This is a genomic window from Planctobacterium marinum, from assembly GCF_036322805.1.
Classification (GTDB): domain Bacteria; phylum Pseudomonadota; class Gammaproteobacteria; order Enterobacterales; family Alteromonadaceae; genus Planctobacterium; species Planctobacterium marinum_A.
The window spans coordinates 982,750-1,001,568 of the sequence record NZ_AP027272.1 but is presented as its reverse complement, the minus strand read 5'-3'; the positions used below and the strand labels follow the sequence as shown (position 1 = coordinate 1,001,568).

Here is an 18,819-nt window from a genome sequence, read left to right as displayed (position 1 = left end):
AATACGTTTGCAAAAGACAGTTAATTGCCAGCGCTTTTTTCTCACTCGCTCATTCAACAGAGTTAGCAGTAAACTGTTCTGGCTGTAACCACAGATCTTTGCGCTCAAACGGCGCTTTTGGAGGGATAAAAGGGTTGTCTAAGCGAATAACTTTACGCTTGTGAATGGCTAATGTTTTCAGTATTTCGCCGAAGTGTTGGAAAAACAGGGCATCCATTTCGCCATTGGCAATGATGGTTTCCAGTCCAAGTTTCAGATTATCTGCCAGTGCTTGATTATCTTTTTGCACATAGTAGTAAAACGCCGTTGGATAAATGATTAACAGGTGCGGTTCAATGCGCACGCCTTGATGCTGATGTTGTTGATATTCGTGCATTATTTCTATCGCGGCACGAGGAAAATAATCGAATTTGTGATTCACCAACATATCCACCAGTCTTGGGCGATTATTGGCCTCGAATACGTCAATACCGTTGTGCTTTAAAATACGGGTGTCTGTCCAGGAAAAGTACTGGCCAGGCCGATAATTACTGAGTGCGCTTAAGTCACTCACGTCTTCAAACAAATTGAGTTTACTTTCGTGCACGAACGGAATGCGCCAGCCAATTAAACCTTTAAAAAGAGGGATGCGAATAGTCAAAAATCGGTCTTCGCGATCCTGCCGAGCGCTGCCCCACATAATATCAATGCCATCTTTGCTCTCCATCATGGCAAAGTCTCGCCCTCTTGGCGGCCAATAACCCAGAGCCTGTAACTGATATTGATTGCCCGCTCGCTGTAAAACAAGGCGCAACAGCTCGATGGTATAATCGTTTTCAGCATAGACGCCTGAATGCACGATAGTTAACGGCTCAACCTCAGTGGTTTTAACGGAATCGTCAGTTGCATGGGCTCCAGCTTCAGGAGCCAATAACAAGACAACAGCAACACCCGTCAGGATAAGAAAAGTCTTTAAAGCGAATAAAGAGTCAGACATAACTAAGCAGATTTTGCCTTTAGCGGTACAGGTGTATTTTAGGTGTGGTTAAGCATAGCAGCATCTGGAATATTATTTTATCCACCATTAGTCCAGGGAAGCTGCTTACATCAAAGGAGGTCAAGTGTCACGGGCATCCAGATCTTGCTCCAGCGACGCGCTTTATCTTCGGCACTGAGTTTTTGCGGTGAAGCAGTTTGTGGCTCTTTGCAGTCTTGGCCGTTATCCAGCATAGTGCTATTGACGGCGCCTAATTTTGCATCTCCTTTATCCAGGATTACAGCGACAACCTCAGCACACTGCGCGCAGCTGATAAAGTCAGCCTGCTGCGAGCCTTGTCTCACCATTTTGGGTGCTTTGGTACAGTGTATTTCTAGCGAGCCTTTGGGATCAGACAACCAGTTAATCCCCTTTGTTGTGCAAAAATCACAATCACACGCCCGTGGCGCGTAGCATTTAAGCGGGTGCGGTAAGCGCAGTTTCAGCTCAATGGTTTGGCAAGAACAGTGCCCTTTAAACAACATGGCCATAGCGGTATCAGATTGCAAAAACTTGCTTCTAGTGTAACGCTTTTTCGCTCAGTGCAAAGGACCTTTTTCTTGCTTTAATATACCCAAACTACCTCAAGATACTCGACTTCAGCGGGGAAATAAAAGGATTTAGGCAAGGCAAATTGGAGAAGGCATGGTTGTTCTCACGTCGAAACAATTTAACGCAGCATAAATTCTTTTAGGCCCCGCCCTTCGGGAGCTTCACAGTGCTTCCATTACAGTGTTGCACTTGTTTGAAAGGTAACCGACATTCCTTCTGTACTGAAAGCACTGTGATAGCTCTGAAGCATGCATCTTGAAGTAGTTTGGGTATACAATGCACTGTGTTAGTAAAATAGTTACCGGGTCATTGAAGTGGTAGTTACCGCAAAAATGAGTCTCCAAAGAGGAAAGAACCAATATGGAAATGACTTTTGGCGCAGTACTTCTGGCGCTATTTTTGTTCGTCGGTGCAGTCATCTCGTTTCAAAACCGAGGTGAGATAAATCGCCTAACTAAGCTGAATAAAACGCTGAACAATCGCATTGAACTGTTAAACATACAGTTAAACAAACTGCAATCTCGTCTAGATTCACTGCCGCTTCAAACTGACGAGTCAGCACCGGCTTCCGCCACTGAAAAGCCAAAAAGTACCGATAATCAAACGCTCACAGCTGAGGCAGCAAACAGTTCAACATCCGGAATCCCCTCGGCAGTCTCTGCTCTCGCTCGAGAACATGACAGCAAAGCAGAATCGGCTTTACCCATTAATGCTTTGGAAAACGAAAAGCCAAAGCAAGTTGCTTCCAAGAGTAAAAGTTTTGCTATTGAACTATGGCTTAAAAACAACATGTTGTTGTGGACGGGGGCCTTGGTATTAGCGTTGGGAGGTATCTTCCTGGCAAAATTTGCCATTGAAGCTGGGTTAATCTCACCTGAAATTCGCATATTCGCTGGAGCCGCTTTTGGCTTGTCTCTGTTGGTTGGTGCCGAATACCTGAATCGCAACGCAAAACGTTTTGCTATACATTCCAAACACATAGTTGCCGCGATTGCCAGTGGTGGCAGCATCACTTGTTTTGCCATGGTCATGGTGGCTTGGGACGTGTATCAGTTTATAGCAATGCCAATTGCCTTTGGATTAATGGCAAGCATTTCGCTTATCGCCATTTCCCTTGCGTTGCGTTATGGCCCCATTATGGCTGCTGTTGGTATTGTTGGTGCGTACCTGGTACCCATGCTGGTGTCTTCAGGTTCTGGCAATGTCAGCATATTACTTAGCTACGTTTGCTTTATTTCAGCCGCAGCAATTTGGGTAAACGAAAAAGTACAAAAGCCATGGCTATGGTGGCTAAGTTTTACCGGGCACTTTTTGTGGTTTCTCGCGGCCACACTGATTTCCGAAGGAAATGATGCTATTACTATCCTGTGCAGCGCGCTGATTTCAATCTATTTATTTGTTCTGTCTGGTGTGATGGGTTGGCGCTTACAACACAAAATGCAGACTCCTTTGCCAGTAACGGCGCTTTTAATGCCGCGCAAAGAGCAATTACCATTGCTATTGTCGGTACTATTTGTCGCTTTTTCTATTGCTCAGCAAACCTCAGATACAGCTTTAGTCATTACCAGCTTAGTACTATCCGGTGTATTGCTTTGGGTTTCATTTCGTTACAGTGCGTTCGATAGCTGGCCCTTCGTTGCCCTGATTTTTTGTCTGTTTTCGTTGTCCTTTTTCACTACTCCTGAAGATTTTACCGATAACCTGTTTCCATTCAGCGGTGGCTACCTGTTCGCTCAGCTGATGGCGTTATCTTTCACTATATATACCGCCTTCTCGGCAAAGCTTTTTCCAGAACGCTCTGCCTACCTGTTGCTCTTAATTGTGGCCCCAATTGGCTTGCTGGCGGTGAGTTATTTCATGGCACCCGTAACAGCAACGAATGTTCTTACACCACTGTGGCTCTTTGAATTACTGATTTTGTCAGCTGTGAGTTGCTTTGTCGCCAATAAAAGTCAGTTCAGATTACACAAGATAACCTGGCTGCTGTTGAGCAATGCCAGTGTGACTCTCGCGCTTAGTATTGCATTAAGTGAAAGTTTGCTGACGTTGGCACTGTTGGTACAGGTTGCCCTTATGTGTTATCTGACACAAAAATATCTGGTTCCACTGCCAGACTGGATATACAAAGTTGCAATCCTGGTAGCCACTGCCCGTCTGACCTTCAGTCCCTGGATTGGAAGTTACGCCGAAGAAACCCTGCTGGGTATACATTGGACACTATTAATTTATCCCGGCGCAGTATTCACCTTATTCCTGGCGCACAAGTTCAGCACATCAGCCCCACTCAAAGCCTGGTTGACTGGTGCAATACTGCATGTTATTGCGTTATTCGTCACCACAGAAACCTCCTGGTGGTTTACTGGTGGTTATCCCGTGTTTTCTGCACTCACCTTTCACGAAAGTGTCATACTGTCTCTAAACTGGATGATATTGGGAGGTGTGTATTTATGGCGACAGAAACTCAATAAGAATAACAACCTACTCTATCAAGTTGCCGGCACCAGCCTGCTGACATTCGCACTACTGCTGCATGTGAAATTAACACTTTTGAATTCACCTTACTTTTCACAGCTCTTTGTTGGAGAGGGTCTGGTGAACTGGCTGATCCCTTTGTGGGCAGTGCCTGCATTAATTTTGCTGCTCCTATGCCACAAGCAACTTTTGTCGGATACATTGCAACAACCCGCCAAAATCATCGCAGGAGTATTTAGCTTTTTATTTATCAACGGCATGATCCGCAACCAATTCCAGCAAGGAAGCATCAGTTTGGCCGCAATAACACCTCAGTCTGAATTATATGCTTATTCCATTGTCTGGCTGTTGTTGGCAACTACCTGTATATTTGTGGCTCATTCCAAAAACAAAGAGAAAATCAAAAAGTTAGGATTTGGGCTACTGGCAATGGTAGTACTGAAGGCCTTTCTTGTGGACATGGCAAACCTTGAAGGTTTGTATAGAGCCTTATCATTCATTGGGTTGGGTTTATCACTGGTGGGAATCGGCTGGTTATTTCAGAAAATTCAAAAGCCCAGCAACGATAACGCTGCAACCATATAACAAAGGACCGAGTAATGGATTCACTTAACGAGCAACTCAACTTTATTTTAGAGCTGGATAAGCTCAAAGCCGTTTATCGTCAGGCTTTGGTAAAAACCGATAACAATCGTCAGGAAAACAGCGCTGAACACAGCTGGCATATCGCCATGCTAGCTCCGATTTTACTGGAACATGTCTGTGAAGATGTGAACCTTCTGCGGGTTATAAAAATGCTGTTAATTCACGATATCGTCGAAATTGATGCCGGTGATACTTTCGCTTTTTCGAAGCAAAGTGACCTTGACGCACAACACGATAAAGAGCTGGCAGCGGCTAACCGTATATTTGGCCTGCTACCTGAAAGTCAATTCCACGAATACCGTTCTTTATGGTTGGAGTTTGAAGCAGCTGAAAGCGCCGATGCACGGTTTGCCAAAGCTATGGATCGCATTCTTCCGCTTTTGCAAAACATGCAAAACGACGGCGGCAGCTGGGCAAAACACGGAGTGAAAAAATCTCAGGTGTTAAAACGCAATCAATACCTCGAAGGCATCGCTCCGGGGATATGGCAATATGTTTGTGAGCAAATAGACCTTGCCGTGACAAAAGGTTGGCTAAAAGACCAATAGGCTTTATGGCTACTACTTAAGAGGCAAAAATGAAACTAGCGCAGAGACTCAAAGAGCGCATCAAAAGCGGCTTAATCATGCCCGTAATGCTACTTTGTTATGCCACAAGTCCACTGCTGCTATTATGGCTGTATTTCCAGTTTTCCTGGTCCGGGCTGGGTTTTCTGCTGCTAAACTGTCTGTTTCCAGCTTATGCTGCGTGGAACAGCCACAAGCAGCACACTGAAACTTTAGCCATGCAGAAGTCTTTAATACTGGTACTGGTTAGCGGCTTTACACTTCTGACATTGAGTATTCTGGATAATGTTTATCACTACGCAGACCCGGTATCAATAACCGCATTCCACCTTGTGATGGTGTACCTGTTAACTATGGTACTGCCTAAGCTCAGACTTGAGCTAACGGGGCTTGAGGAAGGTAATCAGTTTCCGGCCTTCGTGTTTGATGATCCTGACGGCAATCCGATAACACGAAAACAATTGGCCAAAGGCCCGGTATTGTTCTATTTCTTTCGAGGTAATTGGTGCCCCTTTTGCACAACGCAAATTGCCATGCTGATGCATCATTACAAACAAATCCAGGACGAGGGTATTCACCTGGCTTTTGTCAGCACCCAACCCCACGAAGAAATGAAAAAACTGGCGGCAAAATACGATGTGGAATGTGACTATCTGGTGGATGTTGCTTTCGCTTTCTCGTCAAAATACAAGCTGGTACATGAAGGAGCTGTTCTGCCTGGCTTAGGCCGTTTTGGTCAAGATACCCTTTTTCCCACACTGGTACTGATTGATCACAGCGATAAAGTGCTGATGTTACAGCGCAGCGACAATTTTCGTCTGCGCCCGGACCCAGACCAGGTTTTGGAGCGCATTCAGCGCTTGGGCAAAAATGCCTGGCTGGATAAGCTCATCAAAGAACGCACTCGCCAGTTGTGTCTGGAAAAGGAAAAATCAGAGCAAATCATTCTGAATATTCTGCCGGAGCACACCGCAATAGAATTAAAGGAGAAAGGTAAAACCGAAGCGAGATTCTATGAATGTGCCACCTTATTGTTTTCAGATTTTGTGGGCTTTACCCGGATTGCCTCAAGTGTAACGCCACAAATTCTGGTGGATTCCCTCAATGCCTATTTTGAACGCTATGATCGCGCGATAGGCGAGCTAGGTCTGGAAAAAATCAAAACCATTGGCGACGCTTATATGGTGGCCGGAGGATTGCCTGTGAGAGATCCACAACACGCACAAAAGTGTGCCCAATTTGCGTTTAAAATGTTAGAAATCGGTGAGCAGCTAAAACTGGAAAACCCTACAAAAGGCTTGTGTGTATTTGATATCCGTATTGGTATTCACAGTGGTCCCGTAATGGCTGGTGTGGTGGGTGAACGCAAATTTAGCTACGACATCTGGGGCAATACGGTTAATCTGGCAGCGCGCATGGAGAGCGCCAGTGCCGCTGGGCGAATCAACATTTCCCAAGCCACTTTAGATTTGTTAGGCGATAAAGCAATTACCGAAGCCAGAGGCGCTTTGGAAGTTAAAAACCATCAGCCGCAGCAGATGTATTTTCTCAACGGGATGAATTGAACAACCATCTCTAAAAATCGGTTCAATTGCTTAGTTTAAAAGCTTGAGCACGGTCGCAAATGGCGCCAACAAATCAGTCTTTATCCTCTTTATTGGGAGCAATCAATGGAATTTGAATGGCGCAAGTAAACCCCTGATTGGGAGCACTTTCAATGGATATCTTACCTCCCAGTACCTGCGAGACATAATTATATACAAGGTGCATACCTAATCCGGAGCCACCAACCCCTAAGCGAGTAGTAAAAAACGGCTCAAAAGCTTTGTTTTTTACCTCTTCGGTCATACCCACGCCATCGTCTTTATAAACCAATGAAACATCGGCCTCACGGGCAGTCACAACAATACTGATGTTGCCCTTAACATCATCACCAAAACCATGTAATACGGAGTTATTTATCAAGTTGGTGAGGATCTGAAACAAGGCCCCAGGGTAGCTATTCAATTGGATATCTTCCGGACAGTCTATTGAGAGCTTGTGGCCTTTTTTGCTGTACAAAGAATTGAGCGCCCGTTCGATATCCTGTAATAGGATTTTTAACTCAAAGTCTCTCCGCTGCTCACTGGTTTGATCAACTGCCACCTGTTTAAAACTGGCAATAAGGCTGCAGGCGCGATCCAGACTACTTAAAATAATTTTGTTCGAGGAGTGTAGTTTGCTTATGTGCTTGTCCAGATCGCTACGCTTAAGACGATTATCTTGTACTTTCTTATCCAGATTCTGCGCATCGTCATCGAGCGCAGTTGCAGCTGTTAACGCAATCCCCATTGGTGTGTTAATTTCATGAGAAACCCCGGCCACCAAACTCCCCAAAGAAGCCATTTTCTCCTGTTCGATAAAGTCCTTTTGAGTTTTCCTCAACTCCCGAGTACGCTCCTCAACCAATACCTCTAAAGCTTGTGCTCTGGCTTTAATCCATTGTGTTCTGATGCGAAACCCGAGATACAGCAGTGATACTGCGATAAAAATACACAAGCCAATAAACCAAGGGGTTTGCCAATATTGTGCCCGAATATAAACCGGAAACATCAGCGGCTTATCACTCCATGCCCCAATTCTATTAGTACCTTGCACTTCAAAGGTATAATCACCTGGCCATAGGTTACTGTAACTAGCGATACGTCTGGTGGCGTCCACCGATGACCAACTTGACTCATAACCACGCAAGCGGTATCGATATTGGTTTTTTTCCGGGGCAGATAAATCCAAGGCAGCAAATTCAACCGTAAAACCGCGCTGCCCGGGAAGTAATGTCAAACCCTCTTGCGTCAAACTTCCCGCATTAACATGCTCACCATCTACCCTGACTTCTGAAGCCACTATCGGCGGCTTAAAATCCCAAATGGAGAATCGTTCAGGCCAGATTTTTAACAGTCCACGACTACCGCCAAAGAGAAATGTGCCATCACGGGTTTGGGTATATGAACGGAACCAACTCGTACCAATATCAATGCCATCAGCTCGCTGTAGTGGCAGCATTTCTTGCTCAGAAGGAAAGAAGACAAAAGATGGGCTCCATATTCTGCCCAACTCATCCTGCAGTAGATTGGCTCCCATGGGGCGTCCGCCAAAGCCTGTTTCTTCACTCACATTTTGCAAGTTAATAAAGCCTGAGTCATCAAAGTTAGCCAACTGCATCCCTACTGGTGTATCTAACCACAGGCGTTGTTCACGGTCCTTTAACATTCCCAGAATACTAATGGTATTCAAAGCCCTGCCATATTCATCGATACCTTCTAGTGGTTGCAGGAGTTGAGCTCCATAATCTAATCGATACAATCCGGAAGCGCCGCTAGCCACTAACAAATCGCCATGTTCATTCTCAATTAACGCATTAATACCATCTCGCATTAACTCGCCATCCGCAGTAGTAAAACGTTCGAACTGCTCATAACCGGATTGCCAACGCAATAAACCTGAATTGCTGCCAATCCAGATCCCACCGTCTTTGGCCGGTTTTAGAACCCGAATATTGACTCTGGGTAATCCTTGGGCCTGATTGAACTGATGAAAATATTCAGTTTTAACGTCGTAGCGATACAGCTGTCCAGGATTAACACCTACCCAGATATCACCATTTTTAACTTCAGTCAGTGCAGTTATCCAACCTGACTGTAGCTTGCCGGGTTGACCAACCTCGGGAGTGTGGCGGGCCACTACCCCCTGCCCATTTCTCACTATATTGATACCGCCGCCTCGCGTGCCCACCCAAATATCGCCATTTGAACGCGCCATCAGACTGCTAACATTGGGCTCGGTTAAAGCGTTGTCTTTCAGTAAGCTAAACCGCAGCGTTTTGAGCCAATCTTTGGCGCCCAATACCCGTTGCACGCCACCGCCATAGCCCCCCACCCATATCATGCCGGATTGATCTTTTAGCAAGGTACGAATATCGTTGTTAGCCAGACTAAAACTATCAGATGGGTCATGTATGCTTCTGGATACCCATTTGCCTTCAGCGGCATCAATATGATCGATGCCACCAAAGCGGGCAATCCAGAGATGCCGTTCATCTGCCTGGAAAATATCGTAAACGGTGTTCTTTTGATATTGCTCCGGCTGATCCAACAATGTGCGTCTAAATACCTGATTATCAACGTCATAAACAAACACACCGGAAGCATTGCTTCCTATCCAGATGCGACCTTGGGCATCTTCAAATAAACTGCGAATGTAGATATTGCTGTTAGATGCAATGTCGCCTTGCACATGGTCAAACTGGTTTTTAACAGGGCTAAAGCGAGCGAGTCCAGCTCGAGTACCCACCCAAACGACACCAGCTTTATCCTTCAGCAATGCGCGAATTCCATTGTGGGGCAAGCCATCTTTAACTGTGTAGTGGTGCTTTAAAGCCCCGTCGATGGTCGTTACATATACCCCGGAATTCGTAGCCAACCACAACTCCCCCTCTGCGCCTCTAATCACTTGCGAGACACTGCCTAAACCTGGGTTTTCTGACAAAAACGTCTCGCTAAATAATCGGCTAAACCTTTCCGTTTTGGGGTGATAAATAGAAACGCCACCAGGCTCGGTGGACAACCAAATAGAACCATCTTCGAACACATTGATGTTGCGCACAAAATTACCGCCAATGGAATACTCATCGGTAGCATCGTATTCGAACATCTTAAACCGATAACCGTCGTAGCGAACGAGACCTGCTGCCGTTGCTATCCAGAGAAATCCTTGCTTATCTTGCGCAATATCGGTAACCACATTATCGGGGATCAGTTCTGCATCTCCAATACTGGCAAAAGAGAGCTGACCGCGAGTTTCTTGGGCAAACATACATACACAAAGGAACAAAAGAGGAGAGACGAAACGTCTCAACAGTAGGTAAATAGACCAGCGAGGCGGCGCACAATTGTGCATCAAAACATTCCGTAATATAACGCTCAAATAACAATCATAGATAGCAGATATTGTCTCGTCAAAGCTCCTTGTTAAAAACCAGTACAGTTTGAAGAAAGTTAGCTAAATCGTTATCGTCTGGCGTTTTCAATACGGGTAATTTTTTGCCAATCAGAAATGAATGAAATAAGTACAGTAATTAACGGAGATTTGCAGAGTGACTACGCCGATTTTGGTTCGGCGCAATCACAATTTCAACTTGTTGCTTAGTCGATCATGGATACATCTGATTTGTAGGCTTCTTTGCCTAATGAAAATTGGCCTTCGCCTTTCCAGTCGGAATCCAGGCTAAAACTAGCTGCAAAAGGTACGGAAGAAAAACCAATCGCTGGAGGCGTGAAAGGCACTGCCGCTTCACCCGATACAGCACCGACTTTTACAATAGTGCCAAATCCCGTGCTGTGCATTGAACCTGTCACTTTTGCACTGAAGGATTGCGGATGTTCTGTACCTTCCAATACTGTACCCTGTGCCTGGCCGTGTAATTCACCTGTCGCAGCATTCACTGTAACAGCAAGCGTCATTGAACCTGCACCAACAATACCTTCTTGAGGTTTGAAACCCAGCTTTAATAAATATAGACCTGTATCTGACATGATAACTCCTTAATCAATAATTAATCTTAGATCTCTCCGGCATTTGGGAATGGTGTTTGCCGAAGCGACAGGTCTAATTTAGTTGAGCTATTTTAGCTTTGTTATTACAGGGGATTACAGGTCACAACAAGGACATTACAGAAGAATCAAAGAGCATGAGAAAAACACGCTGTTGCAGAATCCTTAAGAAAAGGATCCCCAGAATTATTTATGCTGAATAATCTCATAAAGCTCCAGCGGCAAGCCATCAGGATCCTGAAAGAAAGTAAAACGCGCCCCTGTGTAAGGATCTACTCTTACAGGCTCAACTTCGACATCGTGTGTTTTTAAATGACGAATGCTGTCTTCCAGATTTTCAGTGCGAAAACACAGGTGACGCAAACCACAGGCTTCCGGTTGGCTGGGACGTGACGGCGGTTCAGGAAAGGAAAATAACTCAATTTGAGTACCATCAGGCAACAATAAATCTAACTTATAGCTATCTCGTTCTTCCCGATAGTTTTCAGCAACGATTCGCAAACCGAGTATTTCGCTGTAAAACTGTTTGGCGCGACGATAATCACTACAGATTATCGCCACATGATGCATACCTGAAAGCAAGAGAATTATTCGCGCGGATCGGTTGAAGAGGCCTCAATTCGAGACTTGTGCTGGCTCAAAAACTCCAACAAGGCGGGGTAACTGGCCAGTTCATGAAGTTGTCTGAAGGCAGTCCAGTCCAATAAACAAAACAGACAAATTTCGGGATATTCCCAATGATTGAAGGCACCTTGCTCAACCGCGTTATTGAGATGAGAGAAGGCGTGACTGACTCGCTCATCCTGCAACTTAAAATAGAGTTTGTCGTCGTCGGATTCGATGTCAGAGCGTTGCAATAAAAGCAATTGCACCAGTGAATCATTGATGGAATCAATAACAGTAAGCAGGTTTTCTTGCTGCCAGGTTAAAGCGGGTAAGCTGTACTTTTCCACCAGATAACGGAATATCACTCGAGAGTCGTAAATAATGTCTTCACCATCCTCCAGCATTGGTACTTTCAGAGTTGGATTTTTCGACATCAGATAATCGCGATCTTTGCCAGCAAAAATCTGCATGTTGACAAAATCATGCTCAACATTGGCTAGCAACATTCGAATGCGACGAACGTAGGGAGAAGTCGTAGAGCCGTAAAGTTTTAACATGGGTATTCCTTAAGGTTATCCGATTATTTCGCCACTTGCGGTATCATATCAGCGTCATTGTTGCTGGACTTAATGGTTTGCTTGCGCAAATCTCGTCTCACTTTTAACGCTAACAGGCAAGGTGTTAACACCAATGTTAATACTGTCGCAAATGCCAGTCCACCCGCAACCGCTGTCGCCAGTTGCGACCACCACTGAGTAGATGGGCCACCCAACTCAACGTTGCGTCCGATAACGTCAATATTAATTTCCAGTACCATCGGCAGCAAACCCAGAATCGTGGTGACAGTCGTCATCATCACCGGGCGAAGACGTTGCGCACCGGTGCGCAATATCGCTTCCATGGCCGGAATACCTTCACGGCGCAAGATATTGAAGGTATCGATAAGTACAATGTTATTGTTTACCACAATACCCGCCAGAGAAATCACGCCGATGCCAGACATCACAATACCAAATGGCTTCTGAACTATGGCAAGCCCCAGGAAGACCCCAACAGTAGAAAACAGAACGGCACTTAAAATCAAAAATGCCTGATAAAAACTGTTGAACTGAGTAACCAGAATAATCGCCATGACAAATAATGCCACGAGGAAGGCATTAACCAGGAAATCCTGTGATTCTTGCTGCTGCTCATTTTGCCCCTTGATAGTGATTTCTACATTGGGATTAATGTTTAGTGTGGGTAGCTGTTCTTTTAGTTTAGGCAATTCTTGGTCCAGCAAAATACCAGGCACCATATTTGCCTCTACGCGAATAACCCGGCGACTATCAATATGACGAATAAGATCGGTTTTAGGCTGCGCCTTGCGCTCCACAAAGTTGGAAATTGGCACCAGACCAGTGGCGGTTTTCACCCGCAATTCGTCAAGTTTGCCTATGTATCGGTCTTCTTCGGGAAAACGCACACGAATATCAATTTCGTCATCCACGTCATCGGGCCGATATTCGCCAATCTTCAAACCTGCGGTAACAAACTGAACCGTGTTACCCACCAAGGTGGCATCAGCACCAAAACGCGCAGCATCACTGCGCTCCACTTTCAACATCCACTCCAGACCGGGCTTAGTAGCAGTGTCGCTCACAGCAGTAAAACTCTCATTGGCATCCAGAGCACGTCGAATTTTTAATGCTGCTTCATCCAATAGTTCCGGATAACGAGAAGCCAATTGGATTTGTAAATCTTTACCACTTTGCGGGCCATTTTGATCTGGCGTGATTTCCAGGTCCAGTCCCGGTAAGTCTCGTAATCGCTGCTGTACCTCTTTAAGGATTTCGTCGGAATGACGTCGGTATTGCCAGTCTACAAGATTGAGTCGCAAGTAACCCACTTGCTCCCCACCAGTGCGTGCATACAGGGTCTCCACTTCGTCCATATCCAGCAAACGATTTTCCACCTTGCGCACCACCGCATCTTTTTCATAAATGGATAAATCACCGTGTGAGCGCACATTTATATTGATACCGGGGCTGTCAACATGGGGGAAAAATTCCACACCCAAACCGGAAACACCATATGCAGTGTAAGACATTATCGCAATGACGATGGCTGCCATTAAGACTTTCCAGGGGTGATAGATAAGTTTGTCCAATACCCGCACGTATTTACCAGTGAAGCCAGACAGGGTGCGAATGTCCCCTTCTTCCGCCTGAATCATTTGCGCTTTGGCTTCGGGCGTCACATAGCGGGGCTTGCCAATTATGGTGCCTAAAGTAGGCACAAAGATCAGGGCCATCAGCAAGGATGCCGACAAGGTAGCAATAAGGGTAAAGGGCAAATACTTCATGAATTCGCCCATCATGCCGGGCCAGAACATTAAGGGTGCAAATGCAGCTAATGTTGTTGCTGTGGAAGCAATGATTGGCCACGCCATGCGCTGAGCAGCTCGGGCATACGCTTGTTTACGATCGCCCCCTTCACTCATCAATCGGTCGGCATATTCGGTCACCACAATGGCGCCGTCCACCAGCATACCCACCGCCATTATCAAGGAAAACAGCACCACCATATTCAAGGTGTAGCCGAACAATGAAATTAACAGTATTCCTGTAAGAAAGGAGCCGGGAATGGCAATGCCTACCAAAGTTGCCGTGCGGATCCCCAGAATAGCTACGATAACAATTGCCACTAAGAGCACGGCGGTACTGACATTGTTCTGCAAATCACTGAGCATCATCAGTACATCTTTAGTTTGATCACCAGTGTACGCCACCTCGACACTATTGGGCCAAAGTGCGGTTTGCTGAGCCGCGCCAATCATGGTTTTTACTTTTGCCACGGTATCTATGATGTTCTCACCAGGACGTTTTTTCACTTCCAGGGAGACCGAAGCACTGCCGTTTACACGGGCAAAACTGTTGGCGTCTTTGTAGGCACGTCGAATGGTGGCTACATCCTGGAAGGTAATCACCCGGTCCCCCTCCACCTTGATAGGTTGCTCAAAAATGTCTTTCACGGTTTCAAAAACCGATGGTACTTTTACAGCAAAGCTTCCTGCGCCAGTATCTAGTGTACCCGCGGGTACCAAGCGATTATTACGGGAAAGCAGATTAAGGATATCATTCTGGTCCAGTCCGTAGCTCTCCAGAAGTAGTGGATCTACGATAATTTCCACCTGATCTTCACGCTGTCCTCCCACTTCCACTTCCAGTACTTCTTTAATGCCTTCAAGGCGATTTTTCAGCTCTCTGGCTAAACTAATCAACGCCCGCTCGCTGACTTCACCCGATAGCACCACTGTCACCACGGGCTGCTGTCCTGCCATTGTAACTTCGTGAATAGTGGGCTCTTCACTATCCGAGGGCAACTTTCCTCGGGCAACAGTCACTTTATCCCGCACATCTGCCAGTGCCACTTTAGAATCTGTTCCAGCCAAAAACTCAAGAGTGATACTGGCGTGACCTTCGCCGGCATTGGCGGTCATTTCCTTCACACCTTCGATGGAGCGTAATTCCTTTTCCATGGGTTTTACCAGCATGCGCTCAGCATCTTCCGGTGAGATACCGTCATGTACTATGGAAACATAGATAAAAGGAATAGGAATGTCGGGGTTGGATTCCTTGGGAATATTGATGTAAGTCACTGTGCCTGAGATCAACAACAACAGGAAGATCATCAGCACCGTACGAGTACGGGTTAACAAGGAAGAAATTAAGCCTCGCATTAGTTCACCTGCGCAATATCAGAAGCGCGCACCACTTCCACTTTGTCACCATCACGCACAAAGCCTTGCCCTAATGTAATGATGTCTGCTTGAGGTCCCAGGCCACTTAACCAAACACCTTCACTGTCACTCTTCACCATATCAATAGGTACAAAGTGCACTGTATCGTCCTCTCCCACCGTTTTCACACCCAATTCACCGCGCTCATCCAGTGACATCACGGCAGGAGTAACACGTACTGCCAATGTCTCCTGCAAGGGGATAATGAGTTGTGTACTCATACCCGCCAGATATTGACCATCGGCGTTGGGTACGGCCACTTCCACTTTAAAGGTGTTGGTGCCCTCGTTAGAGACTGCAGCAATATAACGGACTTCACCTGCGACTTTTTGTCCTGATACCAATCTCGCTATTGCCGCCTGGCCTTTGCGCAATGCAGCAACATCATTCTCAGTAACATCAGCTCTGATGACCAAAGGATCGAGATCGACTAAGGTGGCTACCGGATCGCCGACTTTGACATAGTCCCCAATTTCCACTTCATGGGTATTTAATACCCCGGCATAGGGGGCTTTTATCTCTGTGTTTTGCAACATGATTTGCAAACTCACCAACTGTGACTTTGCCAATTCTAAATTGGCCATTGCTTGAGCGATATTAACTTCAGACTGCAGACCTTTTTGTTTTAATGATTCTGCACCTTGCAGTTCCAGTTTTCGTTGGGTAACCGTTGCCTCCGCAGAGCGTAATTGCTGTTGCAGATCTCTTTCATCCAGTTTGAATAGCAGCGCGCCTTTTTCTACTTTGCTGCCTTCTGTCACCAAAATATCGATGACTTGTGCGGCAAATTCAGCCTTAAGCACGGCTTCCCTGTCGGGCTCAGTTCGACCATAAACCGAAACCTCTTTATTGACTTTGTCTGCCACAAAAGTAGTCACCTCCACCTTTTGTAGCGGTGCCTCATGCTTTTCTCTAACCGGCCCTTCGGTTTGACCAGACACCATGCCGGAAGCGATCCATAGGATAAGAAATAAGGTGATAATTAATGCCAGCCAAACAGGCTGCTGACGAAACCGGGTAATCAAAGCAGACATGAACAATCCTTGCGAACAATTGACGCCATCGCCAGAGAAGACGATGAAACGTAAAACAAGGGATTATTTTAAGGCAAATGACCAGAAAAACTATCAAAAATTGGTCAAAAACCTTACAAAAAGTGTGACAAAACGCAACTGATTAAATACAGTTGCGAATACGGCTAAAAGGTGAGTAGAAAAAGTTTAAATACTAAACGAGGAACCGCAGCCGCAGGTGGTTTCCGCGTTGGGGTTGTCCACCAGGAAACGAGCGCCGTGTAAGCCCTCACTATAGTCAACAGTGCCCCCCATGAGGTATTGCAAGCTCATAGGATCCACTACCAAAGAAACCGTCTGCTTTTCGATAACCATGTCACCGTCATTGACCTTCTCATCAAAAGTGAAGCCATACTGAAACCCTGAACAGCCACCGCCGGTTACATAAACACGCAGTTTCAGTTCCGGATTTTCTTCCTCTTCGATCAGGCTTTTTACCTTTAAAGCAGCTGCATCAGAAAAGTTAATAGGAAATTCTGGCGTGTCGGACATTGATACCTCGGTTTAACAACATTTAGAGCACCATCCGGTCATGATGGCGAATTGCGCCAGATTATCTAATACCTGAGTAAATCAGTCAACTATTAGGCCTGGTAAAAAAACACATTACTAACGCGGTAAATCAATAGTGATACGGGTTCCTGCACCCGGCTCGCTATCTACTGTAACGGTACCTTTGAGTTTCGAGGTAACAAGGTTATAAACGATGTTCATGCCCAGACCTGTCCCCCCCTCGCCGCGTTTGGTAGTAAAGAACGGATCGAAAATTCGCTTTCTGGTGGACGTATCCATACCAACGCCGTTGTCAGCAAATTCTAGCCTGTCAGCAGCGGCAGTTTGTGTCACTGCGATGCTAATATGTGGCTGTTCAATGTCCGTAAATGCGTGCTTTATAGCGTTGTTCACCAAATTATTTATGACCTGACTCAATAATCCTGGATCCAGGTTTTTGGGGGGATTGTCACCAGATACGCTCCATTGCACTCCACTACGGCGCATCACCACTGAGAGAGTAGACATGACATCCTCGATGTAATCTCTAAGATAAATATCACGGTTTTCAGCCACCACCTGATCGGCAGATACCTGTTTGAAATTTTGGATCAAATTAGAGCAGCGAGCCAGGTTACTTTGAATGAGTTTGTCAGTTTCCACCAACATCGACAGGAAACGTTCCATCTCGCTTTTCTTGATACTGTTACTATGCAATTTAGTGTGCAACTGTTGGGCATCATCACCAATTTTGCTTGAGGAGGTTATTACGACACCGATGGGTGTATTGATCTCGTGCGCAACACCCGTCACCATCTGTCCTAACGAAGCAAGCTTTTCTGATTCCACCAGCTGTTGCTGGGCATTTTTCAGTGTTTCCAGGGTAGATTCTAATCGTCGGGTTATAGTGCGATTTTTAAAGAACATCTTGATCACCACCAAAATACCCACAGCGAAAACCAGCAAAGTCGCAACTATCCCAATGATTATCAAAAATTGTTTATCGATAACGGCAGCTTGCAGTTCCACTTCATCGGTTTTTGCCAATAACTTTTCTGACGCCTGATTGAGTTCCAGGTTTTTTGCCTCAATAGCACTTTCCCGCTCACGCAATAACTCATTGCGTTCTTCAATTTGCCTCTTCAAATCCGCTAATACGGAGATCTGCTTACGAACCTCTAAATTGGCTTGTTTTAGCTCCTCTGCCGACTCTTCACGAGCGCGATTGTAATCAGTGTCCAGTTTTTCTAATCGCTGAGTTGCTTGCACTAACTCTTGTTGTTTGGCTTCCAGATCCTGCTGGCTGGCGCGCAATTGCTGCGTTAACTCTAGTGACGCATTTTGCATATTCTGCAACTCGTTTTGTTGTGCTATCACTTCTTGTCGCTTTATTTCCAACTCATGCAATGCTTGAGCGTTTTCGCTGCGCAGATTTTGCATCGCCGTTTCGGTCTCGCGATATAAAGAAGCAACATCTAATTCGGTGCCACCAAAGAGAATTAATTCTGGATTAATGGTGAGTTTTTCAAACAGGATGTTGGGACGGTTAATCTCAAAGCTCAAAAAATAACGCTCTTCAGAAGTCGCCACATTATCAGTGATATTGATCATGATATTGTGTCGAGTGTCACTGTTTTCGGTTACGACCAAGGTGCCGTTGCCGCGCATCAACGCTAGAGTATTATCAACGTTATCTGATGCCGATTCAGGGAGATAGACAAGGTGAGCGTTTCGCAGATCATCAAGATTATTTGAATAACGCACGGCAACCCTTTTACCGGCGATTTGCTCTCCATCAAGTGCTTTGAGTTCCTGCCACATCAGGCGATCTCGCAGCACGATAACCACCAGTGGCGAGTTCTGTTCCAGCGCGGGCCACTCAATGTGCTTAATGAATTGCCCCACTAAAGCTGTTTTTAACTGACCGGGGGAAAAATCTTGCGCCCACGAATGAGCGAGCAGGAGTAACTGACCAAATAGCAGTACAAGAATAGTATTCAGTACCTTGAAATTAATCTTCATTACCTGA

General features: G+C 45.7%; 13 protein-coding genes. 3 read left to right on the top strand and 10 right to left on the bottom strand.

Annotation, left to right across the window (positions count from 1 at the left end; genetic code table 11):
• Positions 1 to 49 precede the first annotated feature (49 nt).
• Positions 50 to 976 (bottom strand): substrate-binding periplasmic protein, encoded by a 927-nt coding sequence (locus AABA75_RS04450; RefSeq protein ID WP_338291318.1) that lies wholly within the window; start codon positions 974 to 976, stop codon positions 50 to 52.
• Between the two features lie 110 nt (positions 977 to 1,086).
• The gene (locus AABA75_RS04445; RefSeq protein ID WP_338291317.1) at positions 1,087 to 1,524 is read right to left on the bottom strand and encodes an aldehyde-activating protein; all 438 of its coding nucleotides are present in this window, start codon (positions 1,522 to 1,524) and stop codon (positions 1,087 to 1,089) included.
• Between the two features lie 403 nt (positions 1,525 to 1,927).
• On the opposite strand from AABA75_RS04445, the gene AABA75_RS04440 reads away from it, so the two are divergent.
• Genes AABA75_RS04440 through AABA75_RS04430 form a run of 3 tightly spaced genes read left to right on the top strand, consistent with a single transcriptional unit; the run spans position 1,928 to position 6,815 of the window.
• Positions 1,928 to 4,624 (top strand): DUF2339 domain-containing protein, encoded by a 2,697-nt coding sequence (locus tag AABA75_RS04440; protein ID WP_338291316.1) that lies wholly within the window; start codon positions 1,928 to 1,930, stop codon positions 4,622 to 4,624.
• Between the two features lie 14 nt (positions 4,625 to 4,638).
• Positions 4,639 to 5,232, top strand: a complete 594-nt coding sequence (locus tag AABA75_RS04435; protein ID WP_338291315.1) for an HD domain-containing protein — start codon at positions 4,639 to 4,641, stop codon at positions 5,230 to 5,232.
• A 29-nt stretch (positions 5,233 to 5,261) separates the two neighbouring features.
• Positions 5,262 to 6,815, top strand: a complete 1,554-nt coding sequence (locus AABA75_RS04430; protein WP_338291314.1) for an adenylate/guanylate cyclase domain-containing protein — start codon at positions 5,262 to 5,264, stop codon at positions 6,813 to 6,815.
• A 73-nt stretch (positions 6,816 to 6,888) separates the two neighbouring features.
• On the opposite strand, the gene AABA75_RS04425 is transcribed toward AABA75_RS04430, so the two are convergent.
• The 8 genes from AABA75_RS04425 to AABA75_RS04390 form a co-directional block, all read right to left on the bottom strand.
• A complete protein-coding gene (locus AABA75_RS04425; protein ID WP_338291313.1) occupies positions 6,889 to 10,101 on the bottom strand; it encodes a two-component regulator propeller domain-containing protein in 3,213 nt (1,070 codons plus the stop codon).
• A 329-nt stretch (positions 10,102 to 10,430) separates the two neighbouring features.
• Positions 10,431 to 10,820, bottom strand: a complete 390-nt coding sequence (locus tag AABA75_RS04420; protein WP_338291312.1) for a DUF1842 domain-containing protein — start codon at positions 10,818 to 10,820, stop codon at positions 10,431 to 10,433.
• A gap of 204 nt (positions 10,821 to 11,024) precedes the next feature.
• Positions 11,025 to 11,420: an SMU1112c/YaeR family gloxylase I-like metalloprotein gene (locus tag AABA75_RS04415; RefSeq protein WP_338291311.1), complete on the bottom strand. Its 396-nt coding sequence runs from the start codon at positions 11,418 to 11,420 to the stop codon at positions 11,025 to 11,027.
• Between the two features lie 5 nt (positions 11,421 to 11,425).
• Positions 11,426 to 12,001 (bottom strand): glutathione S-transferase family protein, encoded by a 576-nt coding sequence (locus AABA75_RS04410; protein WP_338291310.1) that lies wholly within the window; start codon positions 11,999 to 12,001, stop codon positions 11,426 to 11,428.
• A 23-nt stretch (positions 12,002 to 12,024) separates the two neighbouring features.
• The gene (locus AABA75_RS04405; RefSeq protein WP_338291309.1) at positions 12,025 to 15,165 is read right to left on the bottom strand and encodes an efflux RND transporter permease subunit; all 3,141 of its coding nucleotides are present in this window, start codon (positions 15,163 to 15,165) and stop codon (positions 12,025 to 12,027) included.
• Positions 15,165 to 16,259 (bottom strand): efflux RND transporter periplasmic adaptor subunit, encoded by a 1,095-nt coding sequence (locus AABA75_RS04400; RefSeq protein ID WP_338291308.1) that lies wholly within the window; start codon positions 16,257 to 16,259, stop codon positions 15,165 to 15,167. The genes AABA75_RS04405 and AABA75_RS04400 overlap by 1 nt, the downstream gene beginning before the upstream one ends.
• Positions 16,260 to 16,445: 186 nt before the next feature.
• Positions 16,446 to 16,790, bottom strand: coding sequence for an iron-sulfur cluster insertion protein ErpA (gene erpA / locus AABA75_RS04395; protein ID WP_338291307.1), 345 nt, complete (start codon positions 16,788 to 16,790; stop codon positions 16,446 to 16,448).
• Positions 16,791 to 16,907: 117 nt separating this feature from the next.
• Positions 16,908 to 18,812 carry a YfiR/HmsC family protein gene (locus tag AABA75_RS04390; RefSeq protein WP_338291306.1) on the bottom strand — a complete coding sequence of 635 codons (1,905 nt, stop codon included), beginning with the start codon at positions 18,810 to 18,812 and terminating at the stop codon, positions 16,908 to 16,910.
• Between the last annotated feature and the right edge of the window lie 7 nt (positions 18,813 to 18,819).

What these genes read in the sequence shown, in the direction of transcription:
- AABA75_RS04450 (WP_338291318.1), bottom strand. Translation starts at nt 976, where the DNA reads ATGTCTGACTCTTTATTCGCTTTAAAGACTTTTCTTATCCTGACGGGT.
- AABA75_RS04440 (WP_338291316.1), top strand. Translation starts at nt 1,928, where the DNA reads ATGGAAATGACTTTTGGCGCAGTACTTCTGGCGCTATTTTTGTTCGTC.
- AABA75_RS04435 (WP_338291315.1), top strand. Translation starts at nt 4,639, where the DNA reads ATGGATTCACTTAACGAGCAACTCAACTTTATTTTAGAGCTGGATAAG.
- AABA75_RS04430 (WP_338291314.1), top strand. Translation starts at nt 5,262, where the DNA reads ATGAAACTAGCGCAGAGACTCAAAGAGCGCATCAAAAGCGGCTTAATC.
- AABA75_RS04425 (WP_338291313.1), bottom strand. Translation starts at nt 10,101, where the DNA reads ATGTTTGCCCAAGAAACTCGCGGTCAGCTCTCTTTTGCCAGTATTGGA.
- AABA75_RS04420 (WP_338291312.1), bottom strand. Translation starts at nt 10,820, where the DNA reads ATGTCAGATACAGGTCTATATTTATTAAAGCTGGGTTTCAAACCTCAA.
- AABA75_RS04410 (WP_338291310.1), bottom strand. Translation starts at nt 12,001, where the DNA reads ATGTTAAAACTTTACGGCTCTACGACTTCTCCCTACGTTCGTCGCATT.
- AABA75_RS04405 (WP_338291309.1), bottom strand. Translation starts at nt 15,165, where the DNA reads ATGCGAGGCTTAATTTCTTCCTTGTTAACCCGTACTCGTACGGTGCTG.
- AABA75_RS04400 (WP_338291308.1), bottom strand. Translation starts at nt 16,259, where the DNA reads ATGTCTGCTTTGATTACCCGGTTTCGTCAGCAGCCTGTTTGGCTGGCA.
- erpA (WP_338291307.1), bottom strand. Translation starts at nt 16,790, where the DNA reads ATGTCCGACACGCCAGAATTTCCTATTAACTTTTCTGATGCAGCTGCT.
- AABA75_RS04390 (WP_338291306.1), bottom strand. Translation starts at nt 18,812, where the DNA reads ATGAAGATTAATTTCAAGGTACTGAATACTATTCTTGTACTGCTATTT.